Here is a 19136-nt window from a genome sequence, read left to right on the forward strand (position 1 = left end):
CTTGGCGTGCCGAAAAATCAGTGAAGGGGGAAGCGCTGATGACTCAGCCGCCCAACCAGCCGCCGTCCGGCGGTTTCGGAGCTCCGCAGGATCCACAGCAGGGTTCCGCGCCGCAGCCACCGGGCCAGCCACCGCAGATGCCCGGCCGGCCGCCGGCCCCGCCGTCGGGAGCCCCGCAGACTCCGCCCGCGCCCCAGCCCGGCTACGGCTACCCGCAGACTCCGCCCGTGCCCCAGCCGGGTTACGGCTACCCGCAGCAGCCCGGCCAGCCCGGACCGTACAACCAGCCCGGACCTTACGGCCAGCCCACGCAGCCCGCTCAGCCGGGTCCCTACGGCCAGCCCACGCAGCCGGGCCCCTACGCCCAGCAGCCCCAGTACGGCTACCCGCAGCAGCAGTTCCCCGGCGGCCCCGGCGTGCCCGGCACCCCGCCCGGCGGCGGTGGCGGCAAGAACCCCTTCAAGGGCAAGCCCGGTCTGATCGTGGCGGCCGTCGCGGCCGCGGCGCTCGTCATCGGCGGCGTCGCCTGGGCGGTCGTCGGCGGTGACGACGGCGGCGGCAAGAAGAAGCCCGTCGCCGGCAAGAGCGACGACCCGAAGGCCGGCGAGTCCGCACCGGTCAACCCGGGCGACGGCGAGGGCGACGGGGAAGAGGAGAAGGAAGACCTCAACGCGGGCCGCCAGCCCGGCGAGTCGAAGGTGCTCTTCTACAAGGAAGCGCCCAAGGTGCCCGGCTCGGGCGCCGACGCCAACGGCATGTGGGTCCAGGGCGACATCGCCGCCAAGGCGGCGTACAAGGAGATCAGCGCCTACAACGTCAAGACGGGCGACTCGGCCTGGCCGACGGTCAAGTTCCCGCAGAAGATCTGTGGCACGACCCCGCAGGTCACGAAGGACAACAAGATCTTCGTCGCGTACAAGGACGGCCAGAAGGACGACGCCAAGTGCAGCCAGGTTCAGATCGTCGACCTGAAGACCGGTGACAAGGGCTGGGTCAAGCCGGTCGAGGAGGAGGGCCTCTTCGACATGTCCCTCAACGTCGACCTCTCCATCACCGGTGACACGCTGATGGTCGGCCGCTCCCAGTCCGGCACGGCGCTGCGGGTGAGCGACGGCAAGGAACTCTTCGTGTCCGAGAAGAAGGACGAGGGCACCTGCTTCCCCAGCGGCTTCACCGGCGGGAAGAAGATGCTCCGCGCCCTGTCGTGCGGTGCCGGTTCCTCCACGGAGCACGACGAGCTCCAGCAGATCGACCCGAAGTCCGGCAAGGCCGTGTGGACGAAGAAGTTCCCCAAGGGCTGGCAGATCAGCCGGATCTACTCCGAGAGCCCGACGATCGTCCACCTCACCAACGAGGACAAGAAGCAGTGGAACATCACCACGCTGAAGCCCAACAGCAGCGACACCCGCTCTGAGGTCGCCGTCGACGAGAAGTTCGCGCCGGAGTGCGGCGGTTCGACGTTCCTCGGCGGCAGTCTGCAGGGCTGCCTGGGTGCGACGACCGACGACAAGAACCTCTACCTGCCGACCGAGGCGACCTCCGGAGCCAACGAGGTCGTGGCGATCAGTCTCGCCACCGGCAAGGAGGCCTGGCGCGTGAAGTCGCCGCTGGAGGAATCGATGCTGCCGATGAAGATGGACGGCGGTTCGCTCATCGCCTACGTCAACCCGTCGTACGACTCCGGCGGTCAGGTCGTCTCGATCCCGCTCTCGGGCTCGCACACGCCGAAGACGCTCCTGAAGAACCCCGAGGGGACCGCCGAGATCGAGAGCGGCTTCTACTCGAAGGACGTCGACTACGTGGACGGCCGCTTCTACATCTCCACCACGCGGCTCTCGGGCAGCGCGAAGGGCCAGGAGAAGCTGATGCTGGCCTACGGCAAGTGATCTTCGCCGCCGGGCAGGCGCCCGCGCCCTCTTCGCTCAGTTCATCTCTCGTCCCCAAGGAATCGACGTCATGACCCAGCCGCCCCAGCCGCCCAACGAGCCCCCGCAGGGCGGGTTCGGCGCACCGCAGGACCCCCCGCCCGGCGGTTTCGGCAAGGCCCCCGAGCCGGCCGACCCGTCGTACGGCTACCCGCAGACCCCGCCGCCCGCGCAGCCGCCGACACCCCCTGCCCAGCCGCCGACCCCGCCGCAGGGCCAGCCCAACTACGGCTACCCGCAGGCACCGCAGGCCCCCGGCACCCCGCCCCCCGGCCAGCCCCAGGGCTACGGCTACCCGGGCCAGCCGACTCAGCCGTACAACCAGCCGACGCAGCCGTACGGCCAGCAGGCCCCGTACGGCGCCTACCAGCAGCCCGGCACGATGCCGATGGCCCCGCAGGCAGGCGCGCCCGGCGGCTCGGGTGGTTCGAAGCTCAGCAGCCAGATGAAGATCATCATCGCTGCGGTCGTCGCCATCGCCGTGATCGTCGGCGGCGGCGTCATCTACGCCTCGACGTCCGGCAAGGACGACACCGAGGCGAGCTCCGAGGGCTCGACCGGCGGCGGCAAGGGCGGCGAAGGGGAGCAGAAGGGCGGCGAGGAGCAGGGCCCGAGCGGCCCCGGCACGGAGAAGGTCCCGGCCAACACCAGCGCCACCGTCTCCATGCAGCTCCCGCAGCCCGAGGTCCCCAAGGACGACGTCTGGAGCATCAAGGGCTCCTGGCTCACCGAGGACGTCTACGCCAAGGCGGGTGTCAACGAGATCGTCGGGTACGACCCGTCCGACGGCAAGGAGCTGTGGACGCTGCCGCTGGCCGGCCAGACGTGCGCGGGCTCGCGCGAGGTCACCAAGGACGGCATCGTCGCGGTCGCCTACGAAGAGGGCAAGCGGAAGAAGAAGGGTGACCACAAGACCTGTTCGCAGATCTCCGCGGTCGACCTGAAGAACGGCAAGAGCCTCTGGACGGAGACCATCGACGAGGGCAGCATGGCCGCCCGCGTCCAGGAGGTCACCATCAGCGGCAGCACCGTCGCGGCCGGTTCGAGCGCCGGTGGCGCGGCCTTCGACCTCACGTCGGGCGACCACCTGTGGGAGCCCAACCCCAGCGAAGAGTGCCAGGACGAGGGCTACGCGGGCGGCGAGCAGCTCGTCGCCGTCCAGAAGTGCGGTGACTACGGCGACGAGAAGCTCAAGGTCCAGCTCCTCGACCCCAAGACCGGCGATTCCAAGTGGACCTACCCGGTGACGCCGGGCGTCGACAACGCCAAGATCATCTCGACCCGCCCGGTCGTCTTCGGCCAGGACACCCAGGAGATCACCGCGAGCGGCGTCACGGACGCCTTCTCGCTCGACGACCAGGGCAAGCTCCGCGCCAAGATCTCGCTGCCCGACGGCAAGTACGACCACGACTGCGAGGTCAACGTCATCTACGCCTGCACCTCGCTGGCCGTCGGCAACGACAAGCTCTACGTCCCCACCCGCCAGCACGACGGCGGCGGTGACGGCTACAGCCAGACGAACGAGATCATCGCGTTCTCGCTGGCCACCGGCAAGACCACGGGTGACCGTGCCGACGCGGGCGAGGACGGCGAGATGTTCCCGATCCGCATGGACGGCGGCAACATCCTGGCGTACAAGGACGCGGGCTACGACAAGGGCGCCCAGGTCGTCTCCATCAACGGCAAGACGATGAAGGAGACCAAGCTCCTGGAGACGCCCGCGGCCGAGTCCGTGGGCAGCGCCATCAGCGGCATGGTCCCGAAATCGAACGAACTCCTTTACACCGACGGCATGCTGTACCTCGGCAAGGAGCTGATCAGCAAGCCGTACTCGAAGGACGAGAAGGAGTACACGGCCCTGGGCTTCGTCGCCCAGTAGGTCTCCTGACCTCCGCGTACGCACCGGACGGCCCCGTTCCCCATGAGGAGCGGGGCCGCTGGCGTTTCTCGCGTGCGCCATTCCGTACGTACGTACTCCCTCTCACTCGTATTTGGCCGGGATTTCGGCATTCCGGGCCGCTTATCGCCGGTAGGGGGCGCGCGGCGTCGAACAAGCGTGTAGCTTCCGGGGGATGAGTGGGCGTGGGGCCGGGGGGCCCTCGATCCGTGGGGGATCCGTGGGGGAAAGTGGGGGGTTGCTCGATGGGTGTGCGACTCATGGTGGTCGACGACCACCGACTGCTCGCCGAGGCACTCGCCTCGGCCTTGAAGCTGCGCGGACACCGGGTGCTCGCCGCGGCCGCGCCCGCGGCCGGGGCGGCGGAGCTGGTCATCAGCCGGGCCCCCGAGGTCTGCCTGCTCGGCACCGCGACGCCCGCGGAGGCCGGCATGTTCGATCCGGTCGTGAAGATCAAGCGGGAGCGGCCGCAGGTCGCCGTGGTGGTGCTGGGCCCGGTGCCGAGCCCGCGCGGCATCGCCGCCGCCTTCGCCGCGGGCGCCTCCGGGTACGTACGCCATGACGAGCGCATCGAGGGTGTCGAGCGCGCCATCATGAAGGCGAGAGCCGGCGAGGCGGCCGTCGCGCCGCAGCTGCTCCAGGGCGCCTTCAGCGAGCTGCTCAATCCGGCGGCGCAGCCCGATGACGAGGGGCAGCGGCTGCTTCAGATGCTGACGCCGCGCGAGGTCGAGGTCCTGGTGCGGGTCGCGGATGGCGAGGACACCCGTCTCATCGCCGCCGGGATGGGGATCGCGCCGAGCACGGCCCGCACGCACGTACAGCGCGTCCTGATGAAACTGGGCGTCGGGTCCCGCCTGGAGGCCGCGGCGCTGGCGGCGCGGACGGGGCTCCTCGACCGTGCGGAACGGCCCGCGCCGGCCTTCACGGACGACGCGGAGACGCCGACGGGGCCCGAGTCACCGGCACAGTGAACTCGGGCCCCGACGCGGGGTGTTACTGGTCTTCTTCGGGTGCCTCGGTGGGCGGTGGCGTGGGGCGCAGCCACAGCCAGGCGAGGAAGAAGAGCCCGAGCGCCAGCATGGCCAGGCCCGTCCAGAGGTTGATGTTGATGTCCTCGGCCTTCTTCATGTCGGCGTCGGACGGGGAGATTCCGGCGATCGTCACGATGATTCCGTAGACGACGAACAGACCGCCGATGATCCGCCGGATGTCGAAGAGACGGGCCGCGGTGGCGGACTTGCGCTCCAGTGCGGAGACTTCGTTCTGCAGTTCAGACATGTTCTTCCAGACCTCCGATCGGGATTAGAGCGAGTACGGCAGGTAGCAGGCCGCGGCGAGCACGATCGCTCCCCAGCCGAGCAGCGCGGGCTTGCGGTACCACGCGTCGTCGCCCTCGGCCGGTGGTTCGTCGATGCCCGGCGCGGTCGTCCCGTAGACCAGACCGGCCAGTTCGGCCTCCGGCTTGGGGGCGGTGAAGAGCGTGACGACGACCATCACCACGGCGCCCGCGACGAAGCCGACGATCGCCGAGACGAAGTTGGCGCCCTGGTCGGTCGGGATGTCGATGACGCCCTGCTTGTAGATCCAGAAGTAGTTGACCATCGCGGCGGTCGTGCCCGCGAGCAGGCCCCACACACCGGACTTCATGGAGGCGCGCTTCCAGAACATGCCGATGATGAAGACCACGAACATCGGGACGTTGAAGAAGGAGAACAGCGTCTGGAGGTACCCCATGATGTTCGAGAACGACGAGGCGATGAAGGCCGTTCCGATGGAGGCGAGGACGCCGATCGCGGTGATCAGCCGGCCGAAGTTCAGGTAGTAGCCGTCCTCGCGGCCCTTGACCACGTACTTCGCCCAGATGTCGTACGTGAAGACGGTGTTGAAGGACGACACGTTCGCCGCCATGCCTGCCATGAACGCCGCGAGCAGACCGGTCACCGCGATGCCGAGCACGCCGTTGGGCAGCAACTCCTGCATCAGGTACGGGATCGCGTCGTTGTACGTCAGATCCGACCCTGCGGTGCCGATCTTCGGGACGAGTACGGCCGCGACCAGGCCCGGGATCATCACCAGGAAGACGATGAAGATCTTCGGGAAGGCGGCGATCAGCGGGGTGCGCTGGGCGGCGGAGAGGTTCTTCGCGGACAGGGCGCGCTGCACCTCGGCGAAGTTGGTCGTCCAGTAGCCGAAGGAGAGCACGAAGCCGAGGCCGAGGATGATCGTCAGCCAGTTCGCGCCCAGCGGGTTGGCGTCGCCGATGCCGGTGCCGCCCCAGGCGGTCATGAAGTTCTCACCGTGCGACTTCTCGATCGACCCGGACAGGCCGTCCCAGCCGCCGACCTTCTTCAGGCCGATGACGCAGATCGGGATGAGCGCGGCGAGGATCACGAAGAACTGGAGGACTTCGTTGTAGATCGCCGAGGAGAGCCCGCCGATCGTGATGTACGCCAGGACGAAGAACCCGGCGACCACGATGGCCACCCACTGCGGCCAGCCCAGGAGCGCCTCGACGACGATCGACAGGGCGTAGAGGTTCACGCCCGCGATGAGTATCGCCGCGAACGCGAAGAGCACCGAGCTCAGCAGGTGCGCCGACTTGTCGAAGCGCTGGAGCAGGAACTCGGGGACCGAGCGGACCTTGCTGCGGTAGTAGAACGGCATCATCACGAGGCCGAGGAAGACCATCGCGGGGATGGCGCCGATCCAGTACCAGTGGACGACCGCGACGCCGTACTGGGCGCCGGTCGCCGCCATGCCCAGGATCTCGGTGGCGCCGAGGTTCGCGGCGACGAACGCGAGGCCGGTGACCCAGGCGGGCAGGGAGCGGCCCGAGAGGAAGAAGTCGAGGCTGGTCTTCACGGAGCGGCGGGCGGCGAAGCCGATGCCGAGGACCACGGCGAAGTAGATCGCGAGGATCGCGTAGTCGAGGCCGTTGGTGGGCAGCCGAAGCCCCTCGGCCAGGGTCTGTGTGGGGGACTGCATGGGGAACTCGCTTCGTTGCGCGAACTGATCAGACCGGAACCTACGCCTCTCACTTCAATAACTGAAGGCTTCTGTTGGTGTTCTTTGTTGGATTGTGATCGGACGCCGATCGCGTCCGCGCAACTGGCGCTCGGCCACACCTGTGCGGCAGCGGCATTGACGATGCTGTTGCCTTGTGATTTGTTGTGTGCGGTTATGTTGGGTGGGTGTTGGTGAGGAGCCCCGGACGTGAAGAAGACCTCGACCCGTCTCGCAGACGGTCGTGAGCTCATCTACTACGACTCGCGCGACGACGCGGTGCGCGACGCCATCGACCGGAGGCCCCTGGACCCCATCTCCACCACATCGGAGATCCGCCGCGACCCGCTCCTGGGCGACGCGGTCGCCATCGCCTCGCACCGCCAGGGCCGCACCTACCACCCTCCGGCCGACGAGTGCCCGCTCTGCCCCTCCGAGGGGGAGCGCCTGAGCGAGGTCCCCGACTCCTCGTACGACGTGGTCGTCTTCGAGAACCGCTTCCCCTCGCTGGCCGGGGACGCCGGACGCTGCGAGGTCGTCTGCTTCACCTCCGACCACGACTCGTCCTTCGCCGACCTCACCGAGGCGCAGGCGGGCCTCGTCCTGGACGCCTGGACGGACAGGACCGCCGAGCTCTCGCACCTCCCCTCCGTCGAGCAGGTGTTCTGCTTCGAGAACCGCGGCGCCGAGATCGGCGTGACCCTGGGCCACCCGCACGGGCAGATCTACGCCTATCCCTTCGTCACCCCGCGTACGTCCCTGATGCTGAGGTCGCTCGCCGCGCACAAGGAGGCGACGGGCGGCCGCAACCTCTTCGACGACGTCGTGGCCGAGGAGTCGGCGGGGGAGCGGGTGGTCCTGGACGCCGAGCACTGGGTGGCGTTCGTCCCCTACTCCGCGCACTGGCCGTACGAGGTGCACCTCTACCCCAAGCGCCGGGTGCCGGACCTGCTCGGGCTCGACGAGGCGGCGCGCACAGAGTTTCCCCAGGTCTATCTGGAACTGTTGAGGCGCTTCGACCGGATCTTCGGTGACGGTGGAACCGAGGGTGAGCCGCTCACGCCGTACATCGCCGCCTGGCACCAGGCGCCCTTCGGCGCACTGGACGGACATGACGGGGTCAACCGGGACGACTTCGCACTCCACCTCGAGCTTTTCACCATTCGCCGCACTTCGGGCAAGCTGAAGTTCCTCGCGGGTTCCGAATCCGGCATGAGCGTGTTCATCAACGACGTGCCGCCGGAAGCCGCGGCCCAGCGACTGCGAGAGGTAGCGAGTTCATGAGCGGTAAGTACCTGGTCACCGGCGGGGCGGGCTATGTGGGAAGCGTGGTGGCCCAGCATCTGATCGAGGCCGGGCACGAGGTGACCGTCCTCGACAACCTCTCGACCGGCTTCCGCGAGGGCGTCCCGGCCGGCGCGACGTTCATCGAGGGCGACATCCGCGATGCCGCCAAGTGGCTGGACTCCTCCTTCGACGCCGTGTTGCACTTCGCCGCCTTCTCGCAGGTCGGCGAGTCCGTCGCGAAGCCCGAGAAGTACTGGGACAACAACGTCGGCGGCACGATGGCGCTGCTGGCCGCGATGCGTTCCTCCGATGTCCGCAAGCTGGTGTTCTCCTCCACCGCCGCGACGTACGGCGAACCGGTCAGCACCCCCATCACGGAGACCGACCCGACGGCCCCCACGTCTCCGTACGGCGCCTCGAAGCTCGCCGTCGACCACATGATCACCGGCGAGGCCACCGCCCACGGCCTGGGCGCGGTGTCGCTGCGCTACTTCAACGTGGCGGGCGCGTACGGCGCCTACGGCGAGCGGCACGACCCGGAGTCGCACCTGATCCCCCTCGTCCTCCAGGTCGCGCAGGGCCGTCGCGAGGCGATCAACGTCTTCGGCGACGACTACCCGACCCCGGACGGCACCTGCGTCCGCGACTACATCCACGTCGCGGACCTGGCGCAGGCGCACCTCCTCGCCGTCGAGGCGGCCACCTCCGGCGAGCACCTGATCTGCAACCTCGGCAACGGCAACGGCTTCTCCGTACGCGAGGTCATCGAAACCGTCCGCCAGGTCACCGGGCACCCGATCCCCGAGGTCATGGCCCCGCGCCGCGGCGGCGACCCCGCGGTCCTCGTCGCGTCCGCGGCCACCGCGCGGGAGCGGCTCGGCTGGAATCCGTCCCGCGCGGACCTCGCGGGCATCGTCGCCGACGCATGGGCGTTCGCCCAGCGCTGACCTGAACAACAGGGGTTAAGGGGTAACTGATGGACGTAGCGGGGCAGTTCGCGGAGCTGTACGGGTACGAGGCGGAGGGGGTCTGGTCGGCCCCTGGCCGGGTCAACCTCATCGGCGAGTACACGGACTTCAACGAAGGCTTCGTGATGCCGCTCGCGCTGCCGCACACCGCGGTGGCGGCGGTGGCGCGCCGCGCCGACGGCGTCCTGCGCCTGCACTCGGCGGACATCGACGCCCCGGTCGCCGAGCTGCGGGTCGAGGACCTGACGCCCCTGTCCAAGTACGGGCAGGGCGGCTGGGCCGCCTACCCGGCAGGCGTGGTGTGGGCTTTGCGGGAGGCGGGCCACGCGGTCTCCGGGGGCGCCGACATCCACCTCGCCTCGACCGTGCCGACGGGGGCGGGCCTGTCCTCGTCGGCGGCGCTGGAGGTGGTCACGGCACTGGCCCTGAACGACCTGTACGAACTCGGCCTGAGTGCCCCTGAGTTGGCGGTCCTTTCCCAGCGCGCCGAGAACGCCTTCGTGGGCGTGCCGTGCGGCGTGATGGACCAGATGGCCTCCGCGTGCGCCACCGAGGGCCACGCCCTGCACCTGGACTGCCGGGACCTCTCGATACGCCAGATCCCCTTCGACCTCGCGGCACAGGGCCTCCAGCTCCTGGTGGTCGACACCCGGGTCAAGCACGAGCTGGGCGACGGGGCGTACGCCGAGCGGCGGGCCGGCTGCGAGGAGGGCGCACGGCAACTGGGCGTGACCCACCTGAGGGACGTTCCGTACGCCGAACTCCCCGCCGCCCTGGCCAAACTGACGGACGAGAAGATCCGCAGCTACGTACGCCACGTCGTCTCGGACGACCACCGGGTGGAGCAGGTCATCGGCCTGCTGGACGCGGGAGAGGTAAGAGCAATCGGCCCGATCCTGACCGAAGGTCACGTCTCGCTCCGGGACGACCTCCGCATCTCCTGCGAGGAGTTGGACCTGGTGGTGTCCTCCGCGAACACGGCGGGCGCGATCGGTGCCCGCATGACGGGCGGCGGCTTCGGCGGCTCGGCGATCGTCCTGGTGGAGGAGCCGGACGCAGCCCCAGTGACGAAGTCAATCCTGGAGGCCTTCACTTCAGCGAGCTTCACAGCACCACGGGTGTTCCCGGCGGTCCCTTCGGCGGGGGCGCGACGGGTGGCGTGACGTTCACTCCGCGGGCTCGTTCGGATTCGGCTCGGTGGCAACGACATGTGCCAGCGGCTGACGTCCAACTGGGCCTGCCGGGCCACGGCCTGGCAGGTGAGTCCGGACCTGCGGGACGCCTTGTGCCACGCACCGGCCTCCTCCATCATCCGCTGACAGCTGAACGCGACGGCCAGAGCGGCCCCGCGGACGTCGTCGATGTCGTTCAGGAGCTCGTCCAGGCGCTTCGGCAGGATGATCATGGCATCAGGTCAGCCGCTTCGTGAGCGTGAACTCCTTGGCGCCTTCCGGGTAGTCCGGGATCACCGACACCACCTCGTAGCCCTGGCCCCGATAGAACCCCGGTGCCTGGAAGTCCCATGTTTCCACGCGGGAGTTGAGGCATTCGCGTTCCTCGCGTGCGATGCGTTCCGCCTCCGCGAGGAGTTGGGCGCCGAGGCCCGCGCCCCGGTGCTTCGTGCTGACCCAGAGGTAGTTCACGTGGAGCCAGCGGCCCCAGGTGTGTCCGGCGAGGCCGCCGACCAGGCCCTCCGTGCGTTCCAGGAGCCAGACCGCCAGCGGTATTTCACGATCCTGCGGCGTGCCCCGCAGTGCGCGGATCACCGGTGACGCCCGCGTGTTCGCGTCCTCGAGTCCGGCGAGGAGCAGAGCGAACCGCTCTTTGTCGACTCCTGTCTCAATACGAAACATACGGCTCACCATAAACGCGCTGGCCAGTCAGTTCTGTAAATTACCTTCCGCTCCTGCCGTGCGGCCCTACTCTGAGTGGCAGTGCCGGTGGGGGCCGGCACTGATCAGGGGGCGAGAGAGTCGGGTACGACACCCGGCGTGGGGGTGGCAGTCACAGCTCGGCGGCGGCCGTGCGACTGCGGCGACCCCCGTTCCGGGTGTCGTGCCCGCACCGTGCGTCCTCCGACGTCATTTTGACGGGGGTATCCCCTGCTCTCCGAGGAGGGCTTGGGGAAGGGGGTTTCAGTGGTTCGTATCCGAGTCCTGGTCGTCGACGACCATCGCATCTTCGCCGAGTCGCTCGCGGCGGCACTGGCGGCGGAGCCCGACGTCGACGTGTCCGCGGCGGGCAGCGGCCCGGCCGCACTGCGCTGCCTGGAGCGGGCGATAGCCGAGGGGCGCAGATACGACGTGCTGCTCGTCGACGCCGACCTGGGCGCGTCCGCCAGCGCCGTGCAGGGCGTGCGGCCCGCGCCTTCGGTGCAGGAGGGCAACGCGGACGGTCTGGTGGACGGCATATCCCTGGTGGCCGGGGTCCGTTCGGGCCAGCCGATGGTCCGCACCGTCGTACTCGCCGAGAAGGACGACCCGCGCCGGGCCGCCCTGGCACTGCAGGCGGGCGCCTCGGGCTGGGTCGCCAAGGACTGCTCACTGTCCCGGCTCCTGACGGTCATACGGGGCGTGCTGCGGGAAGAGACGCACCTGCCGCCCGCCCTGCTCACCGGCGTCCTGCGCGAGCTGACCGCCGCCCGCAAGCACCGCACCGAATCCGAGCGCCTCGTGGAGTCGCTGACCCCGCGCGAGCGCGAGGTCCTTCGCTGCATGGTGGCGGGCCTCGGCAGGAAGGCCGTGGCCGAGCGCCTCTTCCTCTCCCCGCACACGGTGCGTACGCACATGCAGAACGTACTGGGGAAGCTGGGCGTCCACTCCACGCTCGCGGCCGTCGCGCTGGCGCGCAGGGCAGGCGTGGGGCCGGTCGACCTAGCCGGGGATGTTGTCGAACGGGGCGGTCAACTGGCGTAGCAGCCCGGCCAGTTCGCCGCGCTGCCCGCGCGAGAGCTCGGCGAGGATCGCCCGCTCCTGCTTGAGGAGTCCGGCGAGGGCCTGGTCCGCGCGGTCCTGCCCTTCCTCGGTCAGCCGCACAAGCACGCCACGCCGGTCGCTCGGATCAGGCAGCCGCTCGACGAGGCCCTTCTTCGCGAGCCGGTCGATACGGTTGGTCATCGTGCCGGACGTGACCAGGGTCTGGGTGAGGAGCTGACCGGGGGAGAGCTGATAGGGCGCGCCCGCGCGCCGCAGCGACGTCAGTACGTCGAACTCCCACGGCTCCAGATTGTGCTCGGAGAACGCGAGCCGCCGGGCCCTGTCGAGATGCCGCGCGAGCCTGCTGACGCGGCTGAGCACCTCGAGTGGTTCCACGTCGAGGTCAGGGCGCTCCCGGCGCCATGCCGCGACCAGACGGTCGACCTCGTCCTCCATGTCGATCAGTGTAGGGGGTCTGTCGACGTGAAGTCTCTTGACGTCAAGATACTTCGGGTTGAGGATGGCACTACGACGTGCGTATGGCGCCGGTACGACGGTGGCGTGACGCTGGTACGACGTCTGCGCGAAGGCAGTACGACGCCGAGGTCCGAGGAACTTTGCCCCGAGGAGGCCCACCTGATGTCCGCCGCCCCCAGCAGCAGCCCCGCCCCCAGCTCTGCCCCCACCTGGGACCCGGGTCAGTACCTGCGCCACTCCGGGCACCGCGCCCGGCCCTTCGTGGACCTGCTGGCCCGCGTGCCCGAACTCCCCGCCACCGGTGGCCGTCCGCCCCGCATCGCGGACCTGGGCTGCGGCCCCGGCAACGTCACGCGGCTCCTCGCCGAACGCTGGCCCGCGGCGCACATCACCGGCTACGACAACTCCCCCCAGATGCTGGAGCAGGCCGAACGCCTGGCGGGCCCCACGTCCGGCGGCGGCCGCCTGGACTTCGCCGCGGCGGACGCCGGGGACTGGGCGCCGCCCGAGGGGACGTACGACCTGATCCTGTCCAACGCGACCCTCCAGTGGGTGCCGGGCCACCCGGACTCCTTCCCCGCCTGGATCGCGGCGCTCGCCCCCGGCGGCACCTTCGCCTTCCAGGTACCGGGCAACTTCGACGCCCCCAGCCACGTCCTGATGCGCGAGCTGAGCGAGTCCGAGCGGTGGCGGGACCGGCTCGGCGGGCGGCTCCGCCACGCGGACGCGGTGCTCTCGCCGACGGCCTATCTGGAACGCCTCGTCCCGCTGGGGTGTGAGGTGGACGCGTGGGAGACGACGTATCTGCACCTGCTTGAGGGGGAGGATCCCGTCCTGGACTGGGTGAAGGGGACGGGCCTGCGGCCTGTGCTGACGGCCCTCGCGGACGACGCGGAGGCACGGGAAGCGTTCCTCTCCGAGTACGGGGAGCTGCTGAGGAAGGCGTACCCGGCGGGGGCGCGGGGCACGGTCTTCCCCTTCCGCAGGGTCTTCGCCGTGGCCCGGCGGGAGGGCTGAGCCCCATGCTGACCGGCATCGACCACATCCAGCTGGCCGCTCCCCCGGGAAGCGAGCCGGAGCTTCGGGCCTTCTACGTCGACGTACTCGGCATGACGGAGATCCCCAAGCCGCCGGTGCTTGCCGCGCGGGGCGGATGCTGGTTCGTGGCGGGGGCCGTGCAACTGCACCTCGGCGTCGAGGTGGACTTCCGCCCCGCACGAAAGGCGCACCCAGGACTGCGGGTACGGGGCATCACCGCGTACGCGGAACGCCTCTCCTCCCGGGGAGCCCCCGTCACCTGGGACCACGCCCTGCCGGGCCACCGCCGCTTCTACGCGACCGACCCGGTCGGCAACCGACTGGAGTTCCTGGAGCCGGTACCGGGGGCGTTGCCCCGGCACTGAACCGCCGCTTCGCGGCGGATGCTCCCCGCCCACCCACCCGATCACCCCGGGGTAATCGGGTGGGTGGGTGGGAGAGATCCGCCGCGAAGCGGCGGTCTTTGAGAGCGGGCACCGCCCGGGCGTCCACCGAGGCTCACTGGCCCAGAGCAGGGCCCGGGGCGCTCGACCCCCGGGGGGGGGCAGAGCCCCGGTGTGCAGGCGTCCGCCCTCGGGGCTAGCTCTTCCTGTGCCCTATCAACCGCGGCTTCGGCTCAAGCCCGTCCAAGCCGTGCCACGCCAGGTTCACCAGATGCGCCGCGACCTCCGCCTTCTTCGGCTTGCGTACATCCAGCCACCACTGGCCCGTCAGCGCGACCATGCCGACCAGGGCCTGCGCGTACAGAGGGGCCAGTTTCTGGTCGAAGCCCCGCGTCTTGAACTCCTGGCCCAGGATGTCCTCCACCTGCGTCGCGATGTCCGAGATCAACGAGGCGAACGTGCCCGTCGACTGCGCCACCGGCGAATCGCGGACCAGGATGCGGAAACCGTCCGTGTACGTCTCGATGTAGTCCAGGAGGGCGAACGCCGCCTGCTCCAGGAGCTCCCGCGGATGGCCCGCCGTCAACGCCCCCGTCACACCGTCGAGCAGCGCCCGCATCTCGCGGTCCACCACCACCGCGTACAGCCCCTCCTTGCCGCCGAAATGCTCGTACACGACAGGCTTGGAGACGCCGGCCTTCGCCGCGATCTCCTCCACCGACGTGCCCTCGAAGCCCTTGGCGGCGAAGAGCGTGCGGCCGATGTCCAGCAACTGCTCCCGGCGCTCGGCACCCGTCATCCGGGTCCGGCGCGTACGCCGGGGCTGCTTCTCTTTGCTGGAAGGACTGGAATTGCTGGAGTCGGTCGCCACGTCGTCAATCATGCCGGGCCGACGGTCTTCTGCTTCCGGCGGGAGTCGATACGGGACTCCGACGGCCAGCGCACATCCGACGCCCACCCCAGCTGCTCGCACCAGCGGATGATCCGGGCCGACGAGTCGACCTGGCCCTTCAGCACACCGTGCCGCGCCGACGTCGGATCGGCGTGGTGGAGGTTGTGCCACGACTCGCCGCAGGACAGGACCGCGAGCCACCACACGTTGCCGGAGCGGTCACGCGACTTGAACGGGCGCTTGCCCACCGCGTGGCAGATCGAGTTGATCGACCACGTCACGTGGTGCAGCAGCGCGACCCGCACCAGCGAGCCCCAGAAGAACGCCGTGAAAGCGCCCCACCACGACATCGTCACAAGCCCACCGACCAGCGGCGGAATCGCGAGCGACACGATCGTCCAGAGCAGGAACTGGCGGGAGATCCTGCGCAGCGCCGGGTCCTTGATCAGATCCGGCGCGTACTTCTCCTGCGACGTCTGCTCCTCATCGAACATCCAGCCGATGTGCGCCCACCACAGCCCCTTCATCAGGGCCGGAACCGTCTCGCCGAAGCGCCACGGAGAGTGCGGGTCGCCCTCCGCGTCGGAGAACTTGTGATGCTTGCGGTGATCCGCCACCCAGCGGACCAGCGGGCCCTCCACCGCCATCGAACCCGCCACGGCCAGCGCGATCCGCAGCGGACGCTTCGCCTTGAAGGAGCCATGCGTGAAGTAGCGGTGGAAACCGATCGTGATGCCGTGGCAGCCCAGGTAGTACATGAACACCAGCAGGCCGAGGTCGAGCCAGCTCACCCCCCAGCCCCAGGCCAGCGGCACCGCCGCGACCAGGGCGAGGAACGGGACAGTGATGAACAGCAGCAGAGCCATCTGCTCGAGCGACCGTTTCTGCTCACCGCCCAGCGTCGCTGAGGGGGCGGAAGACGGTGAAAGGGCGTCGTCGGTCGTCGATCGCGAAGCGTCTTCGATCACATCGGTGTCGGAATACGCATCGGAAGATGTGGTCATGGGCACGTCCCCTGTGGGGTCGAGGGTTGAGGGTCACGGCGCGGGTGCGGCGGGCGCACGATCACGGGACCCGCGTTATCTACGGTCCCGTAACCTACGGCGACGTAAGTATGGCAGCGCGGAACCCGGCGGCAAGAGGCTGCGAGTCCGTGCCGCGAAGTGACACCTATCCTTGGAAACGGTCGGACAGCGCGGTCCGCTCTCTCTAGTTCCCCCGGACGCGGATTCCTATCCGCCCGGGGACCCCTCCCAGACCTGACGTGCTTCAACACTGCAAGGAGCCGCACCTGTGAGCAGTGCCGACGACCAGACCACCACAGCCAGCACCGAGCTGCGCGCCGACATCCGCCGCCTCGGCGACCTGCTGGGCGAGACCCTCGTACGTCAGGAGGGCTCAGAGCTCCTCGAACTGGTCGAGAAGGTCCGCCGCCTGACCCGCGAGGACGGCGAGGCCGCAGCACGCCTGCTCGGTGGCACCGAACTGGAAACCGCGGCCAAGCTGGTCCGCGCCTTCTCCACGTACTTCCACCTGGCCAACGTGACCGAGCAGGTCCACCGCGGGCGCGAGCTCCGGGCCCGCCGGGCCGCCGAGGGCGGGCTCCTGTCCCGTACAGCCGACCGGCTCAAGGACGCCGACCCCGAGCACCTGCGCCAGACCGTGGAGCACCTGAACGTGCGCCCCGTCTTCACCGCGCACCCCACCGAGGCCGCTCGCCGCTCCGTCCTCAACAAGCTGCGCCGCATCGCCGAGCTCCTTGAGACCCCGGTCATCGAGTCCGACCGGCGCCGCCACGACACCCGCCTCGCCGAGAGCATCGACCTGGTGTGGCAGACCGACGAGCTGCGCGTCGTCCGTCCGGAACCCGCGGACGAGGCCCGCAACGCCATCTACTACCTCGACGAGCTGCACGCCGGCGCCGTCGGGGACGTACTGGAAGACCTCACCGCCGAGCTCGAGCGCGTCGGCGTCCAGCTGCCCGAAGGCACCCGGCCGCTCACCTTCGGCACCTGGATCGGCGGCGACCGCGACGGCAACCCGAACGTGACGCCCGCCGTCACCTGGGACGTCCTGATCCTCCAGCACGAGCACGGCATCAACGACGCCCTCGCCCTCGTCGACGAGCTGCGCGGCTTCCTCTCCAACTCCATCCGCTACACCGGAGCCACCGAGGAACTCAAGGCCTCCCTCCAGCTCGACCTTGAACGGCTCCCCGAGATCAGTCCCCGCTACAAGCGGCTGAACGCCGAGGAGCCCTACCGCCTCAAGGCCACCTGCATCCGGCAGAAGCTGGAGAACACCAAGGAGCGTCTGGCCCGCGGCACCGCCCACGAGGACGGGCGCGACTACCTCGGCACCGGTGAGCTGATCCACGACCTCACCCTCGTCCAGACGTCGCTGCGCGCGCACAAGGGCGCCCTGTTCGCCGACGGCCGGATGAACCGCACCATCCGTACGCTCGCCGCATTCGGCCTCCAGCTCGCCACCATGGACGTACGAGAGCACGCCGACGCCCACCACCACGCGCTCGGTCAGCTCTTCGACCGCCTGGGCGAGGAGTCCTGGCGGTACGTGGACATGCCGCGCGAGTACCGGCAGAAGCTGCTCGCCAAGGAGCTGCGCTCCCGCAGGCCGCTCGGCCCGTCCCCGGCCCCCGTGGACGCCGCGGGTGAGAAGACCCTGGGTGTCTTCCTGACGGTCAAGAAGGCCCTCGAAGTCTTCGGGCCCGAGGTCATCGAGTCGTACATCATCTCGATGTGCCAGGGCGCGGACGACGTATTCGCCGCTGCTGTGCTGGCGCGCGAAGCCGGGCTCATCGACCTGCACGCAGGCTGGGCGAAGATCGGCATCGTGCCGCTCCTGGAGACGACGGACGAGCTGCGCGCCGCCGACGTCATCCTCGACGAGATGCTCGCCGACCCGTCCTACCGCCGCCTTGTGGCCCTCCGCGGTGACGTCCAGGAGGTCATGCTCGGCTACTCCGACTCGTCCAAGTTCGGCGGCATCACCACCTCGCAGTGGGAGATCCACCGGGCCCAGAGGCGGCTGCGTGACGTCGCGCACCGCTACGGGGTGCGCCTGCGCCTCTTCCACGGCCGTGGCGGCACGGTCGGCCGTGGCGGCGGCCCCTCGCACGACGCGATCCTCGCGCAGCCCTGGGGCACGCTGGAGGGCGAGATCAAGGTGACCGAGCAGGGCGAGGTCATCTCCGACAAGTACCTGGTGCCTTCGCTGGCGAGGGAGAACCTGGAGCTGACGGTCGCGGCGACGCTCCAGGCCTCGGCCCTGCACACGTCCCCCCGCCAGTCCGACGAGGCGCTTGCCCGCTGGGACGCGGCCATGGACGTCGTCTCGGACGCCGCGCACTCCGCCTACCGGCGGCTCGTCGAGGACCCGGACCTGCCGACGTACTTCCTCGCCTCGACGCCGGTGGACCAGCTCGCCGACCTGCACCTGGGCTCGCGGCCCTCCCGCCGGCCCGGCTCGGGCGTCTCGCTCGACGGCCTGCGCGCCATCCCGTGGGTCTTCGGCTGGACCCAGTCGCGGCAGATCGTGCCGGGCTGGTTCGGCGTCGGCTCCGGCCTCAAGGCGCTGCGCGAGGCCGGTCTCGACACCGTCCTCGGCGAGATGCAGGAGCACTGGCACTTCTTCCGGAACTTCCTCTCGAACGTCGAGATGACCCTCGCGAAGACGGACCTGCGGATCGCCCGCCACTACGTGGACACGCTCGTCCCCGACGAGCTGAAGCACGTCTTCGACATGATCGAGGCGGAGCACGCGCTGACGGTCCAGGAAGTCCTGCGGATCACCGGCGGCGAGCGACTGCTCGACTCCCACCCGGAGCTCCAGCAGACCTTCAGCATCCGTGACGCCTACCTCGACCCGATCTCGTACCTCCAGGTCGCGCTGCTCAAGCGCCAGCGGGACGCGGCTGCGGCGGGCGAGGAAGCGGATCCGCTGCTGGGCCGGGCACTGCTTCTTACCGTCAACGGTGTGGCGGCGGGGTTGCGGAACACGGGCTGATTTTTGCTCGCGGGGGCGCGTTCAGCCACCGCCGGGTCGGAGGCGGGGGCGGCCCTGCCTCCCCCGCGGGGGGTGCCTTGTTCGCCGCTGCGCGGCGGGCCTCCCGCCCACCCGCCCGTTACCCAGGGTCGAGTTGTCTGGGGAGTGCTTTGCCGCCGCTGCGCGGCGGGTTTTTCCCGCCCACCCGCCCGTTTGCCCGGGATCGAGCTGTCCGGGGAGCGCTTTGTTCGCCGCTGCGCGGCGGGTGTTCCCCACGCGCCCGCCCGTTTGCCCGGGATCGAGCTGTTTGGGGAGTGCTTTGCCGCCGCTGCGCGGCGGGTCTTTC

General features: G+C 69.6%; 16 protein-coding genes. 10 read left to right on the forward strand and 6 right to left on the reverse strand.

What is annotated here, in order from left to right; genetic code table 11:
- The first annotated feature begins 38 nt into the window (after positions 1–38).
- The 3 genes from ACWGI2_RS30105 to ACWGI2_RS30115 all read left to right on the forward strand — a co-directional run bounded on the left by ACWGI2_RS30105 (position 39) and on the right by ACWGI2_RS30115 (position 4793).
- A complete protein-coding gene (locus tag ACWGI2_RS30105) occupies positions 39–1886 on the forward strand; it encodes an outer membrane protein assembly factor BamB family protein (RefSeq protein WP_453698728.1) in 1848 nt (615 codons plus the stop codon).
- Positions 1887–1956: 70 nt separating this feature from the next.
- The gene (locus ACWGI2_RS30110; protein WP_453698729.1) at positions 1957–3804 is read left to right on the forward strand and encodes an outer membrane protein assembly factor BamB family protein; all 1848 of its coding nucleotides are present in this window, start codon (positions 1957–1959) and stop codon (positions 3802–3804) included.
- Positions 3805–4067: 263 nt separating this feature from the next.
- Positions 4068–4793, forward strand: coding sequence for a helix-turn-helix transcriptional regulator (locus tag ACWGI2_RS30115; protein ID WP_453698730.1), 726 nt, complete (start codon positions 4068–4070; stop codon positions 4791–4793).
- A 22-nt stretch (positions 4794–4815) separates the two neighbouring features.
- On the opposite strand, the gene ACWGI2_RS30120 is transcribed toward ACWGI2_RS30115, so the two are convergent.
- Positions 4816–5100, reverse strand: a complete 285-nt coding sequence (locus ACWGI2_RS30120; protein WP_453698731.1) for a hypothetical protein — start codon at positions 5098–5100, stop codon at positions 4816–4818.
- 24 nt (positions 5101–5124) lie between these two features.
- Positions 5125–6807, reverse strand: a complete 1683-nt coding sequence (locus ACWGI2_RS30125) for a sodium:solute symporter family protein (protein WP_453698733.1) — start codon at positions 6805–6807, stop codon at positions 5125–5127.
- Between the two features lie 228 nt (positions 6808–7035).
- Here ACWGI2_RS30125 and galT point away from each other — a divergent pair, with 228 nt between their 5' ends.
- From galT to galK, 3 genes are read left to right on the forward strand one after another with little or no spacing between them, the layout of a single operon-like run.
- Positions 7036–8109, forward strand: a complete 1074-nt coding sequence (galT, locus tag ACWGI2_RS30130; protein ID WP_453698735.1) for a galactose-1-phosphate uridylyltransferase — start codon at positions 7036–7038, stop codon at positions 8107–8109.
- A complete protein-coding gene (gene galE, locus ACWGI2_RS30135) occupies positions 8106–9059 on the forward strand; it encodes a UDP-glucose 4-epimerase GalE (protein ID WP_453400162.1) in 954 nt (317 codons plus the stop codon). Before galT ends, galE begins: the two co-directional genes overlap by 4 nt.
- Positions 9060–9088: 29 nt before the next feature.
- Positions 9089–10243 (forward strand): galactokinase, encoded by a 1155-nt coding sequence (galK, locus tag ACWGI2_RS30140; protein WP_453698736.1) that lies wholly within the window; start codon positions 9089–9091, stop codon positions 10241–10243.
- A 246-nt stretch (positions 10244–10489) separates the two neighbouring features.
- Here galK and ACWGI2_RS30145 read toward each other — a convergent pair whose 3' ends face one another.
- Positions 10490–10945 carry a GNAT family N-acetyltransferase gene (locus ACWGI2_RS30145; RefSeq protein WP_453698738.1) on the reverse strand — a complete coding sequence of 152 codons (456 nt, stop codon included), beginning with the start codon at positions 10943–10945 and terminating at the stop codon, positions 10490–10492.
- A gap of 273 nt (positions 10946–11218) precedes the next feature.
- On the opposite strand from ACWGI2_RS30145, the gene ACWGI2_RS30150 reads away from it, so the two are divergent.
- Positions 11219–11995, forward strand: a complete 777-nt coding sequence (locus ACWGI2_RS30150) for a LuxR C-terminal-related transcriptional regulator (RefSeq protein ID WP_160505515.1) — start codon at positions 11219–11221, stop codon at positions 11993–11995.
- On the opposite strand, the gene ACWGI2_RS30155 is transcribed toward ACWGI2_RS30150, so the two are convergent.
- Complete coding sequence (locus ACWGI2_RS30155; protein WP_160505514.1) at positions 11954–12451, reverse strand: MarR family winged helix-turn-helix transcriptional regulator; 498 nt, start codon at positions 12449–12451, stop codon at positions 11954–11956. The two genes, ACWGI2_RS30150 and ACWGI2_RS30155, sit on opposite strands and share 42 nt — an antisense overlap.
- 183 nt (positions 12452–12634) lie before the next feature.
- Here ACWGI2_RS30155 and ACWGI2_RS30160 point away from each other — a divergent pair, with 183 nt between their 5' ends.
- Both ACWGI2_RS30160 and ACWGI2_RS30165 read left to right on the forward strand, forming a co-directional pair.
- Entirely contained in the window at positions 12635–13489 is an 855-nt protein-coding gene (locus ACWGI2_RS30160; RefSeq protein WP_453698739.1) for a trans-aconitate 2-methyltransferase, read from the forward strand.
- Between the two features lie 5 nt (positions 13490–13494).
- Entirely contained in the window at positions 13495–13875 is a 381-nt protein-coding gene (locus ACWGI2_RS30165; protein ID WP_453698740.1) for a glyoxalase, read from the forward strand.
- 214 nt (positions 13876–14089) lie between these two features.
- On the opposite strand, the gene ACWGI2_RS30170 is transcribed toward ACWGI2_RS30165, so the two are convergent.
- Both ACWGI2_RS30170 and ACWGI2_RS30175 read right to left on the reverse strand, forming a co-directional pair.
- The gene (locus tag ACWGI2_RS30170) at positions 14090–14776 is read right to left on the reverse strand and encodes a TetR/AcrR family transcriptional regulator (protein WP_344522139.1); all 687 of its coding nucleotides are present in this window, start codon (positions 14774–14776) and stop codon (positions 14090–14092) included.
- Entirely contained in the window at positions 14773–15789 is a 1017-nt protein-coding gene (locus ACWGI2_RS30175; protein WP_453400168.1) for an acyl-CoA desaturase, read from the reverse strand. Before ACWGI2_RS30175 ends, ACWGI2_RS30170 begins: the two co-directional genes overlap by 4 nt.
- Positions 15790–16078: 289 nt before the next feature.
- Between ACWGI2_RS30175 and ppc the strand changes: the two genes are divergently transcribed.
- On the forward strand, positions 16079–18811 hold the full coding sequence (gene ppc, locus ACWGI2_RS30180; protein WP_453698742.1) for a phosphoenolpyruvate carboxylase: 2733 nt from the start codon (positions 16079–16081) through the stop codon (positions 18809–18811).
- The last annotated feature ends 325 nt before the right edge of the window (positions 18812–19136 follow it).

The organism is Streptomyces sp. NPDC054866 (assembly GCF_053610745.1).